19 protein-coding genes are annotated in these 21,626 nt (G+C 40.9%); 8 read left to right on the plus strand and 11 right to left on the minus strand.

Features of this window, described 5'->3' with window-relative positions:
* Window positions 1-134: 134 nt before the first annotated feature.
* Window positions 135-3,131, plus strand: a complete 2,997-nt coding sequence (locus AC570H_RS11350; protein WP_497354782.1) for a SusC/RagA family TonB-linked outer membrane protein — start codon at window positions 135-137, stop codon at window positions 3,129-3,131.
* A gap of 19 nt (window positions 3,132-3,150) precedes the next feature.
* Window positions 3,151-4,521: a RagB/SusD family nutrient uptake outer membrane protein gene (locus AC570H_RS11355; protein WP_497354784.1), complete on the plus strand. Its 1,371-nt coding sequence runs from the start codon at window positions 3,151-3,153 to the stop codon at window positions 4,519-4,521.
* Window positions 4,522-4,711: 190 nt separating this feature from the next.
* Here the strand turns inward: AC570H_RS11355 and bshB1 are convergent, their stop codons facing one another.
* From bshB1 to AC570H_RS11370, 3 genes are all read right to left on the minus strand, one after another.
* Complete coding sequence (gene bshB1, locus AC570H_RS11360) at window positions 4,712-5,428, minus strand: bacillithiol biosynthesis deacetylase BshB1 (protein ID WP_497354786.1); 717 nt, start codon at window positions 5,426-5,428, stop codon at window positions 4,712-4,714.
* Window positions 5,429-5,518: 90 nt separating this feature from the next.
* Window positions 5,519-6,040 carry a glutathione peroxidase gene (locus AC570H_RS11365; RefSeq protein ID WP_497354788.1) on the minus strand — a complete coding sequence of 174 codons (522 nt, stop codon included), beginning with the start codon at window positions 6,038-6,040 and terminating at the stop codon, window positions 5,519-5,521.
* A 4-nt stretch (window positions 6,041-6,044) separates the two neighbouring features.
* Window positions 6,045-6,665 (minus strand): DUF4294 domain-containing protein, encoded by a 621-nt coding sequence (locus AC570H_RS11370; protein ID WP_497354790.1) that lies wholly within the window; start codon window positions 6,663-6,665, stop codon window positions 6,045-6,047.
* A gap of 109 nt (window positions 6,666-6,774) precedes the next feature.
* On the opposite strand from AC570H_RS11370, the gene AC570H_RS11375 reads away from it, so the two are divergent.
* From AC570H_RS11375 to AC570H_RS11385, 3 genes are all read left to right on the plus strand, one after another.
* Window positions 6,775-8,985, plus strand: coding sequence for a RelA/SpoT family protein (locus tag AC570H_RS11375; protein ID WP_497354792.1), 2,211 nt, complete (start codon window positions 6,775-6,777; stop codon window positions 8,983-8,985).
* 213 nt (window positions 8,986-9,198) lie between these two features.
* On the plus strand, window positions 9,199-9,690 hold the full coding sequence (locus AC570H_RS11380; protein ID WP_497354794.1) for a Fur family transcriptional regulator: 492 nt from the start codon (window positions 9,199-9,201) through the stop codon (window positions 9,688-9,690).
* Window positions 9,691-9,728: 38 nt separating this feature from the next.
* On the plus strand, window positions 9,729-11,006 hold the full coding sequence (locus AC570H_RS11385; RefSeq protein WP_497354796.1) for an adenylosuccinate synthase: 1,278 nt from the start codon (window positions 9,729-9,731) through the stop codon (window positions 11,004-11,006).
* An 89-nt stretch (window positions 11,007-11,095) separates the two neighbouring features.
* Here AC570H_RS11385 and AC570H_RS11390 read toward each other — a convergent pair whose 3' ends face one another.
* The gene (locus AC570H_RS11390; RefSeq protein WP_497354798.1) at window positions 11,096-11,968 is read right to left on the minus strand and encodes an alpha/beta fold hydrolase; all 873 of its coding nucleotides are present in this window, start codon (window positions 11,966-11,968) and stop codon (window positions 11,096-11,098) included.
* Between the two features lie 307 nt (window positions 11,969-12,275).
* A complete protein-coding gene (locus AC570H_RS11395) occupies window positions 12,276-13,325 on the minus strand; it encodes a serine hydrolase domain-containing protein (protein ID WP_497354800.1) in 1,050 nt (349 codons plus the stop codon).
* 139 nt (window positions 13,326-13,464) lie between these two features.
* On the opposite strand from AC570H_RS11395, the gene AC570H_RS11400 reads away from it, so the two are divergent.
* A complete protein-coding gene (locus AC570H_RS11400; protein WP_497354802.1) occupies window positions 13,465-14,715 on the plus strand; it encodes an anthranilate synthase component I family protein in 1,251 nt (416 codons plus the stop codon).
* A 375-nt stretch (window positions 14,716-15,090) separates the two neighbouring features.
* Here the strand turns inward: AC570H_RS11400 and AC570H_RS11405 are convergent, their stop codons facing one another.
* The 5 genes from AC570H_RS11405 to AC570H_RS11425 all read right to left on the minus strand — a co-directional run bounded on the left by AC570H_RS11405 (window position 15,091) and on the right by AC570H_RS11425 (window position 18,525).
* On the minus strand, window positions 15,091-15,534 hold the full coding sequence (locus AC570H_RS11405) for a DUF4844 domain-containing protein (RefSeq protein ID WP_497354804.1): 444 nt from the start codon (window positions 15,532-15,534) through the stop codon (window positions 15,091-15,093).
* Window positions 15,535-15,613: 79 nt separating this feature from the next.
* A complete protein-coding gene (locus AC570H_RS11410; protein WP_497354806.1) occupies window positions 15,614-16,429 on the minus strand; it encodes a M48 family metallopeptidase in 816 nt (271 codons plus the stop codon).
* Window positions 16,430-16,544: 115 nt separating this feature from the next.
* Window positions 16,545-17,192 (minus strand): glycerol-3-phosphate 1-O-acyltransferase PlsY, encoded by a 648-nt coding sequence (gene plsY, locus AC570H_RS11415; RefSeq protein ID WP_497354808.1) that lies wholly within the window; start codon window positions 17,190-17,192, stop codon window positions 16,545-16,547.
* A 50-nt stretch (window positions 17,193-17,242) separates the two neighbouring features.
* Window positions 17,243-18,085, minus strand: a complete 843-nt coding sequence (gene nadC, locus AC570H_RS11420; protein ID WP_497354810.1) for a carboxylating nicotinate-nucleotide diphosphorylase — start codon at window positions 18,083-18,085, stop codon at window positions 17,243-17,245.
* Window positions 18,086-18,126: 41 nt separating this feature from the next.
* The gene (locus AC570H_RS11425) at window positions 18,127-18,525 is read right to left on the minus strand and encodes a DUF4783 domain-containing protein (RefSeq protein ID WP_497354812.1); all 399 of its coding nucleotides are present in this window, start codon (window positions 18,523-18,525) and stop codon (window positions 18,127-18,129) included.
* Between the two features lie 169 nt (window positions 18,526-18,694).
* On the opposite strand from AC570H_RS11425, the gene gpmI reads away from it, so the two are divergent.
* Window positions 18,695-20,215, plus strand: a complete 1,521-nt coding sequence (gpmI, locus tag AC570H_RS11430) for a 2,3-bisphosphoglycerate-independent phosphoglycerate mutase (protein ID WP_497354814.1) — start codon at window positions 18,695-18,697, stop codon at window positions 20,213-20,215.
* 48 nt (window positions 20,216-20,263) lie between these two features.
* A complete protein-coding gene (locus AC570H_RS11435; RefSeq protein WP_497354816.1) occupies window positions 20,264-20,788 on the plus strand; it encodes a hypothetical protein in 525 nt (174 codons plus the stop codon).
* Between the two features lie 50 nt (window positions 20,789-20,838).
* On the opposite strand, the gene AC570H_RS11440 is transcribed toward AC570H_RS11435, so the two are convergent.
* The gene (locus AC570H_RS11440) at window positions 20,839-21,462 is read right to left on the minus strand and encodes a tetratricopeptide repeat protein (protein ID WP_497354818.1); all 624 of its coding nucleotides are present in this window, start codon (window positions 21,460-21,462) and stop codon (window positions 20,839-20,841) included.
* Between the last annotated feature and the right edge of the window lie 164 nt (window positions 21,463-21,626).

The raw sequence follows: 21,626 nt of genomic DNA on the forward strand, positions 1-21,626 counted from the left end.
AAAAATGATAACAGATTTTACCCCTTTTTGTTGTTCAGTTTCTTTTCATTCGACGGATTGTAACATTTTTATCACCTATTTTCCGTAAATTGAATTACTTAATTGTCCTATAACATCAACTAAAAAAAACCTTTATGAAAAGAAAACTACTGTTGTTATGTGCAATCCTCTGCAGTTTGAGTAGTATTGCCATAGCTCAAAATCGAACCATTACAGGTAAGGTAACCAGCGAGAATGATAAAAATCCAATTCCTGGAGTAACCGTATCGGTAAAAGGCAGCTCCCAGAACGTTCAGACAGACGTTAACGGAAATTACAGCATCTCAGTAGATGCGAATACAAAAATCCTTGTATTTAAATACCTCGGCTTTAGCGATCAGGAAGAGGCATTAGGCTCAGCTAATACTTTAAATGTAAGCCTAAGAGAAAAAGCTTCAGACCTTAGCGAGGTAGTGGTAGTTGGTTATGGTACACAAAACAGAAGAGACGTAATTGGGTCTATTGCTAAACTTGGTGTAGCCGATATCAAAGACAAACCCCTAACTACGATCGAAAGTGCCTTGCAGGGAAATGCACCAGGCGTTTTTGTGAACTCGAGCAGTGGTAAATTAGGCCAGGCCCTGCAAATTCGTGTACGTGGTATCTCCTCTATTTCAGCTAACAATCAGCCCTTGTTTGTAATAGATGGCGTACCTGTAGTAACTGATGCACTGGGTAGCTATACCGAACCAGACAATCCATTAGCGGCCATCAATCCCGATGATATCGAGTCGATGGAAGTACTAAAAGATGCTTATGCTTCGGCCATTTATGGGGCCAGGGCTTCGAATGGTGTGGTCATCATTACGACCAAAAAAGGAAAGGCCGGACAAACCAAGATAGATTTGAACTATTTTGCCGGCTTTAGCGATCCTACCAAAAAAGGCAAATTCTTAAATGCATCACAGTATAGACAATTGCTTGAAGAAGCACTTAAAAACGTAGGCTACGCTGGTTATGCCAATGCCTCCGAATTCTGGGCTGATAACAATGCCGTAAATGACTGGGATAACAATGCTGATGCCGATTGGGCCAACGCAGCTTTTAGGCGTGGCCATAACCAGCAGTACAATATCAATGTAAGCGGTGGCGATGCCAAAACCCGTTTTATGGTATCGGGTAACTATAACAATAATGACGGTATCATTATAGGCAACCGCTTTGTGCGTACGGGTGGCAGGGCCAGTATAGAGCACAACGCCTTTAAAATATTGGATTTGGGAGGAAGCATTAATATTTCGAAAACCGACAACAACAGGGTATCGAATGACAACTTATTCTCCAATCCGTTGCAATTGAATGCATTGCCGCCTATCCAGCCGATCTACGATCCTGCTACCGGCGAGCTAAATGGCAATACCGTATATTATAACGGTTTGATAGATCAGGTTAATGGCAGCAATTTGTCTACTACCTACAGAACCTTAGCTACGGCTTATGCGAGTTTAAAAATAACGCCAGATCTGGTGCTGAAAAGCGAATACGGTTTTGATTTCAATAACCTGGAAGAAGAGCAGTACTTGGGCGCTAAAACCCAAGATGGAGGAGGTACCGCAGGGTATAGCTATAATTATTTGGCAAAATCGATCAATTTTAACACCAACAATACTTTAAGCTACAACAAAGTATTTAATGAAGACCATAGCTTAAATGCTTTGGTTGGTTTTACTTTCCAAGACACCAAATTCAGGTACGGAACAGTTACCGGAACAGGCTTTCCTTCAGATCGTTTTGAAAAAATAGCCAGTGCAGCCAAAATATCGGCTGGTAGTTCATTCGAAACTGGTTATACTTTTATATCCTACCTGGCCAGGGCCAATTACAAATACAAGGAAAAATACCTTGTAGGGGCTTCGATCAGAACAGATGGTTCTTCTAGGTTTGGTAGCAACAACAGGTACGGAACTTTTCCTGCCGGTTCTTTGGGCTGGATCATGAACGAAGAAGATTTCTTAAAAAATGCCAAATGGATTTCAATGTTGAAACTGAGGGCCAGTTATGGTTTAACGGGTAATGCCGAAATCGGGAACTTTGCCTCGCGTACCTTATACGGCGGCGTAAATTATGCCGGTACAGCCGGTACCTTGCCTAACCAGTTGGGCGATCCTAACCTAACTTGGGAAAACACCTCAGACCTTAACTTTGCCCTAGACTTTGGTTTATTTTCTGAACGTTTGAGTGGCTCTTTTGAGATTTACAAGAAAAAAACCAGCGACCTTTTGCTAAATGTGCCTATTCCGGCAACCAATGGTTTCACTTCGATTACCCAGAACGTTGGCGATTTGGAAAACAAAGGCTTGGAGATCTCGCTAAACAGCAAAAACTTTATTGGTGCATTCAAATGGTCAACCTCATTTAATATTTCGTTTAACCGAAACAAAATCACCCGATTGGCAGGCCAGCCGATCTTCCCTGGCGGAAGATACCTTGGCAGGATTTCAGAGGGCGAACCATTCGGCTATTTCTATGGCAAAGCCTATGCGGGTGTTGATCCATCAAATGGAGATGCACTTTATTATGTTGATGCCAGTCGTACCACTACTACCAATGAGTACAGTGATGCCGAAGACCAGAAGATAGGCAATCCGAATCCGAAATTTTTTGGCGGATTTGGCAACAGGTTCTCTTATAAAAATTTCGATCTTGATATCCAGACCCAGTTTGTGTATGGCAATGATTTGTATAATGCAGCAGGCGGTTTCCAATCGGCCAATGGCGATTATTTCGATAACCAAACCTTAGACCAAATGGACTACTGGAAAACTCCAGGACAGATCACCTCAATTCCGCAGCCTCGCTTTGGCGATTCGAATGGTACAAGGCCATCTTCAAGATATGTACAATCGGGTTCATACCTGAGGGTAAAAAACATCATTTTTGGCTACAATGTGCCTAAGGTTTTTGTAAACAAATACAAAATGCAGAGCGTAAGGGTATATGTTTCTGCCTTAAATCCATTTACCATCACTCATTATACCGGCTATGATCCAGAGATCAATACCACGTTTGCAGGCAACGTACAGCTTGGGCATGATTTTTACACCCCGCCACAGGCACGCACCATTACTTTTGGTTTAAATGTTGGATTTTAATTGATGTAAAACTTGAATTATGAAACACTATAATAAAAACTTATTGATTGCAGGCCTGCTCCTATTAGGCTTCGCGTCTTGCAAAAAGGAACTAGACATACAGCCTAAGCAGTCTATCTCGTCTGACGTTGCGCTCAGTACCACTGCTGATGTACAAAACGCACTCATAGGTGCCTATACTGTATTAGCTACCGGCGATTTATATGGAAATAACCTTGTTTTTGTACCAGATATATATGCCAATGAAGGCTATCTCAATTGGACCGGTTCTTTCAGTACCTATAGGGATATTTCCAATAAATCGATCATTGCCACCAATGCCGATGTAAGCCGTACCTGGAATTCTGCCTATAAAGCCATTAATGTGGCCAATACAGTACTTGGTGCCTTAAACGTAGTAACCGATGCCAATACCAAAAACGTGATAGAGGGCAAGGCGCTGTTTATCCGTGGCATTATGCATTTTGAACTGGTAAGATTATGGGGATTGCCTTATGACCCAGCTACGCCCAATGCTAATCTTGGTGTGCCTATCATGACCAAGGCTATTAAAACAACCGATGATATAATTAGCAATATTCCACGCAGTACAGTTGCACAGGTTTATACAGCCGTAGAAAACGATTTGAAAGCTGCCGTTACCAAACTGAGTGCCGTAGATGACAAATACGCAGCGATGGCATTCTTGGCAAGGGTTTATCTACAAGAAGGCAAGTATGATTTGGCTAGGGATTTGGCCAATGACATCATTACCAATAGCCCTTATAGCTTGATCACCACCTCATTAGAAACTCCGTTCAGGGTTAAGAATTCTGACGAAGGTATTTTCGAAATCCAGCAAAACGACCAAAGCAATGCGGGCTCTTCAAACGATGGATTAGCTACCTTTTATTCGAGCTACCTCAACCCTACAGGAGGAAAGGTAGGGCGCGGGGATGCCAGTGTTAATACCACTTTTTACAATTCGTACAGCACTACCGACAAACGCAGAACAGAGATGATTTATGAAGGCAATGGTGCTAAAGCAGGTCTCTTTACCAAAAAGTGGTATAATTTCTTCGACAATATCCCAGTATGTAGAATTACAGAGCAATACCTGATCCGTGCAGAAGCTAATTTCAGGCTGGGCACTGCAATAGGTGCTACACCAGCCGACGATATTAACGCTTTAAGAAGCAGAGCAGGACTGGGCAACATTGTGCCTACCTTGGATCTCATCTTAACCGAGCGAGACAAAGAACTGGCTTATGAAGGCTTTAGACTTCATGATTACAAACGAACCAAGCGTGCTATTGGAGCTTTTCCTTATAACAGTCCAAAATTGGTTTTCCCAATTCCAGACCGTGAAATGAGTGCCAATAAGGGATTAGTCCAAAATCCAGGTTATTAAACTAACCCGCCAAAACCAGAAAATGTCCGATTCAAAAATTGAATCGGACATTTTCTATTAGTAAGAGGCCCAATAAATATTTTACTTATAGCTAAGGCCGGTGGGGACACCCGCCTCTAGAGATGTTACCGGCAGGTACTCCCAGCCACCAGAATATTCAAAAATAAAAAAATTTAACAGGCGCTAAACCTTATCTTAAATCAAACAAATTATCTACCCCCAACAGCTTTCTTGAGGTAAAGCCTTCGGCGTAAGTGGCACCAATACTCTTGCCAAATTCACGGGCGCGGGAAATCACGGCTTCCAAAAATTCTGGCGAAGAAATATAAGTCTGTGGCTCACTCGTATCCGGACTATCAAATTGGGTTTTAAAAGCCCTGATCGAAGCAATTTTCTGCTCCATCACCGAGGTAATATCCACCAGAATATCTGGCTCAATATACCTGTCTTGAATGTATTGCAATACCAGTCTCGGGCGCCAAGGCTCTTGCTTGGCTCCTTCCAGTTCGGTTTCGATCCTTCTCAAGCCTGCCAAAAATATGGCATCATTGGCCAAATCTCCTGCCCTGCCATGATCTGGGTGGCGGTCGTGCAAAGCATTGGTAAAGATGATTTCAGGTTGGTACTTGCGCACCATCTTGATCACCTCTAATTGATGGGCCTCATCATTTTTAAAAAAACCATCTTTAAACCGCAGATTTTCTCTGGCATGAAGCCCTAGTATTTTGGCAGATTCTGCCGCTTCTTCATCACGTATTTCGGCAGAGCCTCTCGTACCCAATTCTCCACGGGTAAAATCAACGATCCCTACTTTCTTTCCTAAGGCAATATGTTTTAAAATTGTTCCAGAACAGCCTAATTCCGCATCATCGGGATGCACAGCAAAAACAAGTATATCTAATTTCATCTATTATTAATTTTGAATGAGCGCATGATTGAATTTTGAATGAGTAACAGATCACCAAAACCTGTCACCTTACAAACCGCTATCTTCCGCCTATACCCTTCCACCCTCTGCCTTCTCATCTAGCAAACGTTGGATTTTCTTTTTCACTTTTGAAGAGCTTGGTTTGGTAAACGAATAGAAATAATCTACTACTTCGCCCTCCTTATTGATCAGGTATTTATGAAAGTTCCATTTGGGGGTAGAACTCAAGTGTCCATTCAGTTTTTTATCGCTCAAGAATTTAAACAAGGGATGTGCCTGTGCGCCCCTCACCATGATCTTCTCGAAAATAGGAAATTGAACGCCATAGTTTACCTCGCAAAATTCGCCGATGGCATTGCCGTCTAGCGGTTCCTGCTTACCAAAATCATTAGAAGGAAAGCCTAAAATTTCGAAGCCTTTATCCTGATAAGCCTCTCTCAATTCCTGAAGTTCTTTCAGCTGTGGCGTGAAGCCGCAACCTGAGGCGGTGTTGATCACCAATAGTACTTTTCCTTTGTAATCTGCTAATTTTTTATCGGCCCCACTTAACAATTTTGCTTTAAATGGGTATATGGTTTGGTCAGGATTCATGAATTTAATTTTGGTAATAGCCGGAGCTGACAATAATCGACTCGATGTCCCTTTCTACATTGGGATCATAGGTGCTTTTGAGATTATGGCCGACTACTCTTGCTATTAATTGATAAGAGAACGCTGCAAAACCACCTTTAGTTTGCTTTACAATGTCGAAAGTGGTACGTCCCACCTCGCGATCAATCAATTTGGTTAAGATCTGTCCTTGTGTAATGGTCAGCTCTTTTATTTCGGTATTGAACATGCGCTTGATTTCGGCATCACATTCTTTAACTAGTCTTTTTTGTTCTTTTTTGTCAGAAACTGTAGCTAAATCTCGCTCCAGCTGTTCGTATCGCCTCTTGGCAAACAGGGCATAAGGCATTACCTTTAACACATTGTATCTTAATCGGTTATAGGCTGCCTGATCTGCTGCCGACTTCCAAATGCGCTGTCCATAAATTACTACTTCATTCAGTCCTATCCACGGGATCATATAGCCATTGTCATTTGTGGCTGCCACACGAATCGTATCGTTTTTACCCAATTTAGGCCAAATTGGAGGCACGCCTGTTTCCTGTGCCTGGGCAGACACGCCGAGAAACATGACAATAAACAGAATAAAAAAACGTGAATATTTCATAAATTTATGCCTGAGCAAAGTTAAAGCTAATTTTATATATTCGTTTCAACGATAATCGAATATAATCTTTTATAGCTGAAAATACTATAATTTTACCTAGAAAATACAAATGAAGAACACTTTAGTAATTGATTTAGAGGCAGAGAAACAGGAAATCCTTAAAAGATACCGCGCCCTTTTACGAGCTTCGAAATCAACTTTACAAAAAGGAGACAAGAAAGAGATCAGAAAGGCATTTGAAATGGCTCTCGACAGCCATAAAGACATGCGTCGCAAATCTGGCGAGCCCTATATTTACCATCCGATTGCCGTAGCCCAAATTGCAGCCGAAGAAATTGGACTGGGCACTACTTCTATTGTTTGTGCCTTGTTGCACGATGTGGTAGAGGATACCGATATTACCTTGGATGACATTGAGCGCGAATTCGGTAAAAAAACCGCCAAGATTATTGATGGCTTGACCAAAATTTCTGGCGTTTTCGACTATAACAGCTCTCTGCAGGCAGAAAATTTCAGGAAAATGCTGCTTACCCTGGCCGATGACGTAAGGGTGATCCTCATTAAGCTAGCCGATCGTTTGCACAACATGCGTACAATGGATTTTATGCCGAGGCAAAAACAGCTGAAGATTGCTTCAGAAACCATTTACCTGTATGCTCCACTGGCCCACCGATTAGGTTTATATGCCATTAAATCGGAATTGGAAGACCTTTCCATGAAATATTTGGAGCCAGATACTTATAAGTTTATCGCTACTCAGCTGAACGAAAAAAAGGCGGAAAGAAATTCCTTCATCAAGGCTTTCGTAGAACCGATCAACGAAATTTTGGCCGAACAAGGGTTAGTGGCTAACGTATACGGCAGGCCGAAATCCATCCATTCCATTTGGAACAAGATGAAAAAGAAAAACATTCCTTTTGAGGAAGTTTATGACCTTTTTGCCATCCGAATTATTTTAGATAGTCCGCCAGAACGCGAAAAAGCCGATTGTTGGAAAGCTTACTCTATTGTAACCGATTTGTACAGGCCTAACCCCGATCGTTTGCGCGACTGGGTGTCTTCGCCAAAAGGAAACGGCTACGAATCGTTGCACACGACCGTGATGGGTCCAAAAGGACAATGGGTTGAGGTGCAGATCCGCACGCAGCGCATGAACGAAATTGCGGAGAAAGGTTTTGCTGCGCACTGGAAATACAAAGAATCGAGCAATGACAATGGTTTAGACCAATGGATCCAAAAAGTGAGGGAAATGCTGAGCAATCCGGAAGCTAATGCCCTCGATTTCTTAGATGATTTCAAGATGAATTTATTCTCTGACGAGATTTTCATCTTTACGCCAAAAGGCGCTTTATTGCAATTGCCATTGGGTGCAACAGCGCTAGATTTTGCCTTTGAAATTCATACAGATGTAGGCGCGAAGTGTATTGGTGCCAAAGTAAACCACAAACTGGTTCCCCTATCGCATAAATTGCAAAATGGCGATCAGGTAGAAATCATCACCTCGGGTAAACAGGTACCTAAAGAAGATTGGCTCAACATTGTAGTAACCGCCAAAGCCAAGTCTAAAATCAAGTCTTCGCTAAAAGAGGAGAAGAGAAAAGTTGCCGAAGCAGGCAAAGAGGTCTTGGAACGGAAGCTTAAATCGTTAAAAATCACCTACAACACCGATAATTTAAACAAGCTGACTTATTTCTTTAAGCTGCAATCAACCCAAGACCTGTTTATTGGAGTAGCGAATGGCAAAATTGAGCTTAAAGACCTCAGAGAATATTTAACCAGCGAAAAGGAAATCGAAAACAGGGGCAACGATTTTAAAACCGATGGCCGGCAGGTAGAAGCATTGCTGAATAAGGTAAAAGGTCCGGAATCGGATATTTTACTGATTGGCGAAGACCTGCAAAAGATAGACTATACCCTGGCGGCCTGTTGCAACCCTATTCCTGGCGATGACGTATTCGGTTTTGTAACGGTTAACGAAGGCATTAAGATACACCGCACCAACTGCCCTAATGCGGCCCAATTAATGGCCAATTATGGCTACCGGATTGTGAAGGCAAAATGGAACGGCCAAAAAGAGCTGACTTTCTTAACTGGCCTCCACATTGTGGGAATTGACGACGTGGGCTTGATCAACAACATCACCAAAGTAATTTCTGGAGATTTTAAAGTAAACATGCGTTCGATTACCGTTGATACCAATGACGGCATTTTTGATGGCTCGATTATGGTGTTTGTAAACGATACTGATCACCTGGATAACCTGATCAAGAACTTGTTGGAAGTAAAAGGCGTAACCGGCGTAACGAGGTTTGATGCCTAGGGAGTTATCAATTGTCAGTTATTAGTTGTCAGTTATCAGTTTTCAGTTGTTAGTTTTCAGTTAAGCAACTGAAACAATGAGGCACTTAAACAATCTGAACGTTTAAACAATTAAGTGCTAGAATATAACGATAGTGTAATCATCTTTAAAATAATCAGTGAAACACTTTAATGTCTGTAATCATTTCTATACCTTTGGGAGGAGTTTAAAACTATGTCTGGACAGAATACCAACGAGTTGGTGAGAAAAATCTTCGAAGCCTACCTCGAAAACAAAAACTTGAGAAAAACCCCTGAGCGTTTTGCCATTTTAGAAGAAATTTATTCTAGAGATGACCATTTCGATGTGGAGACGCTCTACATTCACATGAAAAACCAAAAGTACCGCGTAAGTAGGGCTACGGTTTACAATACCTTAGAACTTTTAGTTTCCTGCGATTTGGTAACCAAGCATCAGTTTGGCAAAAACATGGCGCAGTTCGAAAAGTCTTATGGCTATCATCAGCATGACCACGTGATCTGCATCGACTGTGGCAAGGTGGTTGAATTCTGCGATCCGCGTATTCATCAAATTCAAAGTATGGTGGGCGACTTATTAAAGTTCGACATCAAGCACCATTCTTTAAATCTTTATGGAGTTTGTTTCGACTGTAGCGCAGCAGCTGCCATTAAAGCGAACAACTCACAAAAACAACACGCTAACTAATTATCCAATCCATAATCTTTTATTCTTAAATTAAAATAATGACGCAAGTAGACGTACTACTAGGCCTGCAATGGGGCGACGAGGGCAAGGGAAAAATTGTTGATGTTTTAAGTCCACAATATGATTTGATAGCCCGTTTTCAAGGCGGTCCAAATGCTGGTCACACGTTAGAGTTCGATGGTAAAAAATTTGTACTGAACACCATTCCATCAGGCATTTTCAATGAAAAAACCATGAACCTTATCGGTAATGGGGTAGTAATCGATCCAATTATTTTAAAAAGAGAATTAGACAATCTTAAAAAAGCAGGCCACGACCCAGTTGCAGCCGGCAAATTGGTATTGGCGCGCAAGGCACACTTGATTTTGCCTACGCACCAGTTATTAGATGCTGCCAACGAGCAAAAAATGGGCGCTGGCAAAATTGGATCAACCCTTAAGGGAATTGGTCCAACCTATATGGATAAAACCGGCCGCAATGGTTTGCGCGTAGGCGATACTACCCTGCCCGACTTTGCCGCCCGTTATGCCAAACTGGTAGAAAAACATAAAGATATCCTTTCTCACTACGAGTTTGAATATGATTTGGCTGAAAAAGAAGCAGCCTTCTTCGAAGCCATCGAATTTATCAAAAGCATTCCTCATGTAGATAGCGAGCACTTTGTAAACGGCTACCTTAAAGAAGGCAAAAAAGTATTGGCAGAAGGTGCACAAGGCACTTTGTTGGATGTAGATTTTGGATCATATCCTTTTGTAACTTCATCAAACACCACAACTGCAGGCGCTTGTACCGGCTTAGGTATTGCACCTAATAAAGTGGGCGATGTTTATGGTATTTTCAAAGCTTATTGTACCCGTGTAGGAGGAGGTCCCTTCCCTACCGAACTTGACAATGAAGTAGGTGAAAACCTGCGTCAGGTTGGCCATGAGTTTGGCGCTACAACAGGCCGTGCTCGTCGTTGTGGCTGGATCGATCTTCCAGCATTGAAATACGCCATCATGCTGAACGGCGTTACCGAATTGATTATGATGAAGGCAGATGTATTGGATGGCTTTGACAAGATCTATGCCTGCACGCATTACGAGTACAATGGCGAAACCATCGACTATATGCCTTATGATATTATTTCTATTCAACCTAAACCTGTTTTAAAAGAAATTGACGGTTGGAAAACAGATCTGACCAAGATTACCTCAACGGATCAAATCCCAAGCCAGTTGAATGCCTATATTGCTTTCCTAGAAAAAGAACTGGAAGTGCCTATCAAATTCCTTTCTGTTGGACCAGATAGAACACAGACTTTAACTTTAAAATAGATCATACGATATAAAAGAAAGCCCCGATAATTTATCGGGGCTTTTTTGTTGGTTTGGTTTATTCAAAGATGGCTTGTTGTCAAGCTTATTTAGTTTTGGAAGAGATCGCGCCCGGCTATTTTTTTAAACGGCCTTTGAAAAAATTCGTCTACTTCGGTATTGAATTTATCTACGCTTTTGAGCACTAAAAATCCGTGGCCCGAATTGGGCGAAATCCATAAGTTGGAATTGGGAATAGATTTGGCAATCAGCAAGGTATGCTCTGGCCTGATTACATCATGATCGCCAGCCATTACCAAGGTTGGGGCTTTGATTTTCGCCAATGCAGCGGGCTTGATATTGGGCTGGGTTAACAAGAGGTTAAAATGCCTCAACAAAACGGTGCGCTCTATAGAAGGCTTTTGCTTGTCGTAGTATTTTTTAAGGCCATCAAAATATTTAAGCACATAAGGTTCAACACTATTGGTATCAGGCCATAAGTTAGCGCCGGTTACCGCCAGTTTTTTCACCTTTTCAGGATGGCGCATGGCCAACAATAAGCCATTGATCCCGCCATCGCTCCAGCCTAACACGTAGGCCGAATCTATTTTGAGGTGAGTTAACAAAGCATCATAATCGTCGCTCATCTGTTCATAGCTCAGCGAATCCAACATATTTAGGGTGTCTAGCGTTTTGCCATGATCGCGGCTATCGGCTACAATCACTTTGTATTTTTTGGCGAAATAAGGGATCTGTTTTTCAAAGTCGCGAATAGAGCCACTGTTCCCATGGATGATCAATAAAGGTTTGCCCTCGCCATAAGTTTCGTAATACATATTTATGCCGCGTATCTTGGCGTATTTGCCTACTGCTTTATTATCGCCATAAGGCACTTTAGCTTGATTGGTAGCTTGCTGATTGGTTTGCGCATGCAATAGCACCGTAAACAGTAAAAGGCTTAAAATAGATAAGATTCGTTTCATGGGATCAGTTCATTTAGGAATGGTAATTTAAGTTAGTTAATAGGTAGACGAAAGGCAGCAGCAATTGGTTGCAAGCCTAATCATTATTTTTAAAAGGCTGGCAATCCACATTCAAAACCCCTCAACAATAAGCCCTTACACACCCGCAATAGGCAAGCAAATGCCCTAAATCAATCAAAGATATGGTTCGGCCAAGGTATTGTTTAAGGAGAATTTTAGCAATAAAATCCATTGAATTACTGCCATTGAATCTTGCATAAATATTTCACGGAATTACATCAGTCTTGCCTAGTTAGTGGCAGCTTTATTAAATCATTGCAAATATTCTTTTACTTAATTTGCCTAAGTCTGCTATATCTGTATTACATAAAATAATTACAATTCTACTAAAGTTCTGGTCGATAAAAATACTCGAATTAAATCCGTTAATACTTCCATCTCGTCTTAAAGTTGAAAATTTATAAGTTTCGGCGTTATAGTAAAAGCCATAAGTAGGCTCCCCTCCAATCCAATCAAGGTTTATAATTTTTTGAACTTTTGTTAAATAATTATCTTTTGTCGTTTGCGACACCAATTTATTCCCTTTAAGTGCGATTAATAGTTTATATAAGTCTTGAGTAGTTGAGTAAATCTGACCTGCCCCAAAATAATTGGATAAATATCTATGGTCATTGTATAAAGTATCTCCCTTTTTTCCATTACCAAAAGAATAATTGTGATAGCCATAAGCCAAATGGGGAATAATAATATCATCATTTACAAAGCCGGTATTAATCATTTTTGCAGGCCCCAATATTTGAGTTTGAATGGCTTCTACATAAGTTTTATTGGTTACTTTTTCAATAACTTTCGACAATAGAACATAGTCAACATTATTATAGTTAAATGTTATTGTATCGCCGGTTTGCTTTTTGGACACAAAAAGCTTAATAAATTCATCAATGTTGTATTTTGATTTATATGCTTTTACTGGTTCGTTCGCTAAACCTGAATAATGAATTAAAAGATCATTAATCGTAATATTCCTACAATTTGGTGGTAGACTATCAATGTAATTTGAAATTTTGTCATTAAAATTTATAAGCGATTTTTCATTGAGTTGCAAGATCGCAATAGTAGTAAACAATTTGGTAATTGATGCAATTGGAAATCGAGTGTTGGAATCAATAGGAACTTTAAATTGAAAATTTGCGTATCCTTTACTTATCTTACTTATTACTTTTCCGTCTTTTACTACTAAAGCTGAGCCATTAAAATGCCCTCTCCCATACTCATCCGTAATAATATTATCAATTTTGTTTTGCCCGTAGCAAAGAATATTAATAAAGAAAAAATTAAAACAAAAAAACCATTTCATTTGAGATGTCTTTAAAAATTACTGCCAACAATCGTATTTAATAAACAGACGACGAGAATCGGTTTATGGTTGCATCATGATATAAAACCCCAAACTAATTGCCCAATTTTCTTTCTCATTTAATACCTTTACGGCCAAAATGAACAAGGGCGATATCAACCTATTTAAACAAAAGGCCAAGCAATGGGCCACTTCTTTCGAAGTTTGTTGCTGTTTAGATTCCAACAACTATACCGATCCTTATGCGCAATACGATTGCCTTATTGCAGCTGTGCATGAACAGCAGCTAAAGGCCGATGTAGGCACTGCCTTTTTGCAATTGCGTTCATTTTACGAAGCACATCCAGATTGGATGTTCGGTTTATTCAGCTATGAGCTTAAAAATGAAATCGAGCAGTTAAGCAGCGCACACCAAGACGAGCTCCATTTCCCCGATCTGTTCTTTTTTGTACCCAAATACCTGCTGGCTATCCAAGGCAATTCGGTCACGGTACTTAAGGGCGATGAAAGCCTAATCCAGCAGATTGAGCAGCTTGAAATCACCCCAGCAACAAATCCCAAACTCGCTATTGCAAAACGATTTGATCGCGCAGCCTATATCAAAACTGTTGAAGACCTACAGGAGCACATTAAGCGGGGCGATATTTATGAAGTTAACTTTTGCCAGGAGTTCTTTGCCAAAAACGCCTTTATCGATCCATTGGCGGTTTACGAATCCTTAAACGCCATATCTCCTACCCCTTTCTCGGGTTTCTTTAAAATGCATGGCCAATACATTCTATCGGCCACACCCGAAAGGTTTTTGTGCAAAAGAGGCAACAGGTTGATTTCGCAGCCCATTAAGGGAACGGCCAAGAGAAGCAGTGATCCAATTATAGATGAACAGATAAAGCTTGCTTTAAAATCGAGCATCAAAGAGCAGGCAGAAAATGTAATGATTGTAGATCTGGTGCGCAACGATTTGACCAAAAGCGCTGTTAAGGGAACGGTAAAGGTAGATGAGCTGTTTGGCATTTACAGCTTCCCTCAGGTACATCAAATGATCTCTACCATCAGTTGCGAACTCGACCCGAGTATTCATTTGATAGATGCCATTAAAAACACCTTTCCGATGGGTTCGATGACGGGGGCACCGAAAATTAAGGCGATGGAACTGATCGATCAATATGAAAAAAGCAAAAGAGGTGCTTTTTCGGGATCTTTTGGTTGCATTAGTCCTACTGGCGATTTCGACTTTAATGTCATCATCAGGAGCATTTTATACAATGAATCTACCCGTTACCTCTCCTTTCAGGTTGGCGGAGCCATTACCTATGCCGCCAATGCCATCGAAGAATACGAAGAGTGCCTATTAAAAGCTTCTGCTATTTTGAAGGTGTTGGGAGATTAGCGTGTTGAGTATTGCGTATGGCGTACTGCGTATTGGGTAAGACGTATTGCGATTGGCGCCTACGAACGAGCTGTACATTTTGTAGGTTTTGATTAATATGAAGCTCAGTGCCCTTAGCCAGGATTGACGTCAGGCCTGCTTTCCACTATATCTTTTTGGCCTCAGTGGCAAAAAAGGATGCCGCTCCAATCAGGGCTATTTAACTTGGGCCTGTGCAACCAGAAATAGCAGCACCAGCCTTGCCACCTCAACCCGATAGAATGAAAAGCCCGGAGCCGAGAGGCGAGGACTTGTAAGAATAGCGGGACTGCTGTTAGTAGTTGGAATTGTCCCTGCTTTCAAAAAACAAATTGAGTTACATCTTAGTGTCTGGTCTTATGACGGATTAAAGCCGTACATAAAATTATTTAAGTGTCCGCCAGAACTTTCAAGTCCTACTAAATCCATTAATTCTTCAAAGTAAGAGCAAACCCGCTCTCTATCCTCTGTATCAAGATCATTGTAAATAGCTGAAAACCTACCTAACCCAGTCTTTATTGCATCTTGATAATCTTTATCGCTTGCATCACCTTTTTGTGCTAGATTTTTAAAATCATCCGCAGCAAGATTGATTTTTTCAGTTAAAGCAGGTCTTAGAGCCGGGTTTCCAATGCCTGGATAATATGTTTTTTGGTCTTCCAGAAATTTTTCCTTGTTTTTAAAATCTTCAAATTTTGCCATTGTTGCTTGATCTACTTTCTTGATATTTCGTCCACATGCCAAAAATAACAATATGCCAAATATTGCAATAATAGAAAGCGAAAATTTACGGTTTATCATGTCGAAAGATATTATTTTTTTATAAATAAAAAGGTGTAAAGCCTAAACCTTACACCCTATACCTTCTACCTTATTAGGCCTACTTGCCTTTATAATATTTCATTGCTTCTGGCAAATCTCTTTGGATCTGCGCAATGCGACTTTCGTCTGTAGGGTGCGTACTTAAAAATACGGGTGGCTTAGCTCCGCCTTTGCTGGCCGCTGCCATTCTTTGCCAAAAGGCAACTGCAGTTTGCGGATTGTAGCCCGCCATGGCCATAAACGAAAGCCCCATTTTATCTGCTTCCAGTTCTTGCTTGCGCGAATTAGGCAAAATGTACAAGCCTTGTGCACCCACGCCGTATAACTGGTTAACTATTGCCTGCGTGGTTTGCGATTTATTGCCAACTACCGCTCCAGCGGCTTGTCCACCAACTTGTGCTGCTACCATCTGCGAGGCACGCTCTGCAGAGTGCTGGGCAATGGCATGTGCAATTTCATGGCCCATAACAGTCGCCAAACCTGCATCGTCTTTGGTGATGGGCAAAATGCCTGTATAAACCGCAACCTTACCACCTGGCATACACCAAGCATTGATTTCGGCACTTTGAATAAGGTTAAATTCCCATTTGTAATTTTTGATTTGGTCGCCAAAACCATTATCGTTCATGTATTTGGTTACCGCAGCCGCGATATTGGCTCCGATACGCTTGATCCGCTGCGTTTCGACAGAGTTGGAAGAAACCACTTTTGTGCTTGGATCGCTCAATAGCTGTGCATAACCTATTGCCGCTTGTTGCTGCAACTGGCTATCATCTACTATGCTCAACCTGCTTCTGCCGGTTAATGGAACTGTTGTACAGGCGGCTATCGTCAACATACCTGCTGCTAAGCCCAAAATCGCTAATTTTTTCATCTATAATGAGTATAATCTGGGCTAAGGGCCCATCAGTTTTTAAAGTTTTTAGTTTTTGTTCCTAACCATTTCCCTTAACAATTAAAGGCAATAATAGTTTCGTTCGGCGATGCTTTTAAGCTTGCTTCTTTTTGAAAAGGTAAACCTTTGATTCCTTGCCCTTGAGTAGCCTTTCGAGATTTTTTTGATGCGTAACCAAAATAAGGATGCACACGCAAATTCCATAAAGTACTTCTGATTTAATTGAAGAGTGAAATATAAACACTATCCCGATCGGAAAGGCAAAGCCTGCACAGATAGAACTAAGGGAAACGTATTTACTGATCAATAAAACCACTACAAAAACAATAACGCAAAGCATAGCCGCCTGAAAGTTAACAGCCAAAACCATTCCAAAAAGTGTGGCTACTCCCTTTCCGCCCCTAAACCCTGCAAATATCGGGAACAGATGGCCCATAACGGCAATTACGCCCAAGGCTAATTGATAGTTTACAAATTGGGTAGAATTATGCGGCCCCGTAACGGATAGTCCGATAAAATGGGCAAGTTGTGTAGCTGTATAGCCCTTAAAAATATCGATAAGCATAACGGCAATACCAGGCTTTTTGCCCAAAACCCTAAACGTATTGGTTGCACCTGCATTGCCACTTCCGTATTCGCGCACATCAACGCCATAAAAAGCCTGGCCCAACCAAACTGCTGTTGGTATAGATCCCAGAAGGTAGGCAAATATTAGTGCGGAAATGGAATAGATCGAAATCATGACCTACAATTATACTAAAAAATTCAGATTCACGTGGGCAGAATTTGGTCTTAGAATGCTTTTAAACTCAAATCAAGGCTTTTTACCGAATGGGTAAGCGCGCCCATCGAAATATAATCAACGCCACAAGCCGCATATTCGGCTACATTGTCTTCAACAATACCACCCGATGCCTCAGTAATAAAACGGCCATTGATCAATTGAACCGCCTCTTTAAGTAAGGCTGGCTCAAAATTATCCAACATAATGCGATTGACTTTGCCTGTAGCCAATACCTGTTTCAGCTCGGCTAGGTTTCTCACTTCTATTTCTATATCGAGCTGCTTATTTTGGGCTGCCAAATAGCTGTTTGCCGCCTCAATTGCATTGGCAATTCCACCTGCATAATCAACATGGTTGTCTTTAATCAGGATCATATCATATAAACCTATGCGATGGTTTACCCCGCCACCTATCTTCACTGCCCATTTTTCTAGATAGCGCATGCCTGGAGTGGTTTTGCGTGTATCCAGAATTTTGGTTTTATAAGGTTTAAGCAAACTTACGATGCGATTGGTTTTGGTGGCGATGCCACTCATGCGCTGCATGCAGTTGAGTACCAGGCGCTCGGCCAGCAAAATGGAATGGGTACTTCCGGCAACAGTAAAAGCGATATCACCTTGTTTAACAGAGTCGCCGTCTTTTAAAAAGAGCTCTACCTGCAATGCCGGATCGATTTGGCTGAAGATTCCGAGGGCAAGCTCAACACCGGCCAAAACACCGTCTTCTTTAACAATTAACTTGGCCTTCCCTTGTGTTCCGGCTGGTATGGTAGAAAGTGAGGTATGATCTCCATCGCCAACATCTTCGGCAATGGCATTTTTGATAAATAGATCAATTAATTGTTTATCCAAGGCTTTTTTTGTTACAAAATTAGCATTTTTTGGGTTAAATGCTATTCTTTATCCGGCTCTATCCTTAACTCGCTGATTAAAAAATTATTACCCGATTTTTTAAGGGTAATGGTAACCCTAAACTTGCCGTTTTTGGTGTTTAGGGAAAGAATGCCCAAACGGTAATTGGGGTTATTGCTTAAGCGATGGATAACGGTTGTGCGGTTAGGCGGGTTCTTTACAAAAAAATCTTTTAAGATCTGCTCGGCTTGTGCTTTGTTATATACATCTTCCTGATCTATAATGATTAGTTCTATAGACGAAGCAAAATTTTTGGCGATTTCTTTTGAGTTTCCTGCCCTGAAATTTGCAGATAAATCGTCAACAATATCGGCTTGAAAAGCCTGATTCGTGGGAAAATGCAACAGCAGCATCAAAAACGCAAGTAAAGGTTTCATCATGTGTGATATCAAACAGTAAATTACAAGCTAAAATTATGCCATTTATTAAACCATAAAGTGTAAAAACTTTCATTTAAAGGCATCATTAGGCTTATATTTGTAAATATAAATGGATCAACAAACAACTTAATCCTGCAAATATTGTTGTTTAAACATATAATTTCAAATAATGAAAGCAAAAAAAGTAGTACTTCTTATTTTAGATGGTTGGGGCTATGGAAAAAAAGATAAATCTGATGCCGCCTATGCCGCCAATACACCGTTCTTCGATTCTGTCCTAAAAAAATATCCAAACTCAAAACTTGAAGCCTCTGGCGAAGCCGTTGGCTTGCCTGCCGGACAAATGGGCAACTCTGAAGTTGGCCACATGAACCTAGGTGCCGGAAGAGTGGTTTACCAAGAGCTGGGCCGCATCAACAAGGCCATTACCGATAGAACTTTACACAACAACGAAGTATTGGTCAACGCTTTCGATTATGCCAAACAAAACCACAAAGCTGTACACTTTATCGGACTCGTTTCTGATGGCGGTGTGCACGCTCATATTAACCACCTCAAAGCCTTATGCGATGCAGCTAATGAAAAAGGACTAAAGGATGTTTTCATCCATGCTTTTTTAGATGGCAGGGATACCGACCCTAATTCTGGACTTGGCTTTATTTCTAGCCTGGATGAGCATCTGAAAACTTCGGCTGGTCAACTTGCTAGCGTAGTAGGCCGCTACTATGCCATGGACAGGGACAACCGTTGGGAAAGGGTAAAACTCGCCTATGATGTAATGGTAAATGGAATTGGCGAGAAAGCTGGAAATGCCGAAGAAGCCATAAAAAGATCTTACGAGAACAGCATTACCGACGAATTTGTAAAACCAGTGGTCATCACGCATCCCGATGGTACGCCGGTAGCTACCATTCAGCCTGGCGATGTGGTAATCTGCTTCAATTACAGAACAGATAGAGGCCGCGAAATTACTTTGGCGCTGAGCCAAAAAGACTTTCCTGATTTTGGAATGCACAAACTGCCATTGTACTACGTAACCATGACGACCTACGATGAAAGCTTTGAAGGCGTAAAAGTTGTTTTTACCAAAGACGATTTGTCCAATACCTTGGGCGAAGTACTTGAAGCCAACCATAAAAACCAGATCCGCATTGCCGAAACCGAAAAATACCCACATGTAACTTTTTTCTTTTCGGGTGGCCGGGAAAAAGAATTCGAAAACGAGAAACGCATTTTAATTCCATCGCCAAAAGTGGCTACTTACGACCTGCAGCCAGAAATGAGCGCGGCCGGCATTACCGAAGCCATTAATGAGGAACTGGCAAGCGGATGGCCTGATTTTGTATGCCTTAACTTTGCCAACCCCGATATGGTTGGACATACCGGAGTTTTTGAGGCTGTAGTAAAAGCGGTAGAAACAGCCGATTATTGTGCATCAAAAGTGGTAGAAACAGGTTTGGCGAATGGCTATTCGTTTATCATCTTGGCCGACCATGGCAATTCTGAATATATGATTAACCAAGACGGTTCTGTAAATACTGCACATACTACCAATTTGGTGCCTTGTATTTTGATAGATGAAGACTATCACAGCATTGCAGATGGCAAATTGGGTGATATTGCTCCTACTATCCTTAAAATGATGGGAATCGCTATTCCAGAAGTAATGACAGGCAACTGTTTAGTATAATGATACCTGCAGGCAGGGCTTCATATCACTAAAGACATATTTAACTAGATGAAAAGATTGATTTTTGGTTGCTTTTTATTGGCTTTAGCTTCCTGTACCTTAAAAGAACAGGAAAAGGTAAATGCCAAAGCCTATTTTGACCTGTCGGGTTATTTTAAGCAAGAAGCTGGCAGGTTGGCAAAGGCACAGCCACTCGTAAACAAGACCGTGGTGGTAAACGGTAAAAGCGAAACAAGGGAAGTTAAAATCGAGAACTGGGAAAAAGAATTCGATCTTTTTATGCAGGCCGATATCAATAAGGCTTCTTGGCGCGGCGCTTTTACCTTGGATACCGCTAATCATATCCAAACTTACACCAGCCAAAGCAACAAAATACCTATCAAAAAGCTAGAAGTAAGCTATAACGGAGCTAAAGTATCGATGATCAGGATTTTTGTAACCAATACCAACGATCTTTATACTTCTAACGATAGCCTCAGCTATTACCCAGATAGTTTGTACCAAATCAAAAAAGTACAGCACATTAAACTCATGGATGAAAAACGGTACCAGATTACCGGAAAATTCAAATAAAAAAAGCTCCCGATTTGATCGGGAGCTTTTTTTATTGCTTTAAGGTCTGTTTATTTCAAGCTAGAAATCTGTGCCTTTACGTAATCGATCAAAGAAATGATATCTTTTCTCAAAGGCTGTACGGTAAGTACTTTCTGAAAATCGGCAATGGCATTGTTAAACTGGGCAATACAAGCTGTTTTTTCAGGGGCCTTTTTAATCTTGTAAGATTTGAAGATGGCATAATCTTTATAGGCAATCCCTCTATTTTGCAAAATTTGCGGATCGTCTTCGCCGTTAATTTCTATGGCTTTTGTAAAATCCTTGATTGCGGTAACATAAAAGTTTTCGCGCATAGAATTTAGGGATTCTTTTGGCGCATTGGCGATGTTTAATCTCGCTTTGCCCCTGTAGTAATAAGATGAATAATCGTTCGGCTTCAATGTAATCAAACGGCTATAGGCTTCGGTTGCTTTTTCATAATCCCCACATTGGAAATAAGAATAGCCCAACATCTTTAAAACACTAGAATTGCCTTCGTTATTGTCGATTTTTTCAAGCTGGGCAATTGCTCCTTTAAAATCACTTTTCATAAAGGCCTGCCTGCCCATATTTTCGTAATTGCCCTGTGCAAATGAGGCAGAAACCCTGGTGAGCACAAAAAGAAAAAAAACCGTTCTTTTAAAATAAGTCATTAAGCGTTGTTATTTAAGTTAAAATTACAAACCTCTCCGTAAAAGAAGAATATTTGTTTTAGTAGTTAATAGTATGAATAGGGCAATTAAATACAAATTTATATCATTTGCAAATATTAAGGTAAACGCTAATTTAGTTGAAATATGATAAGTCTGCTAATTTT

Source organism: Pedobacter sp. B4419 (assembly GCF_059693725.1).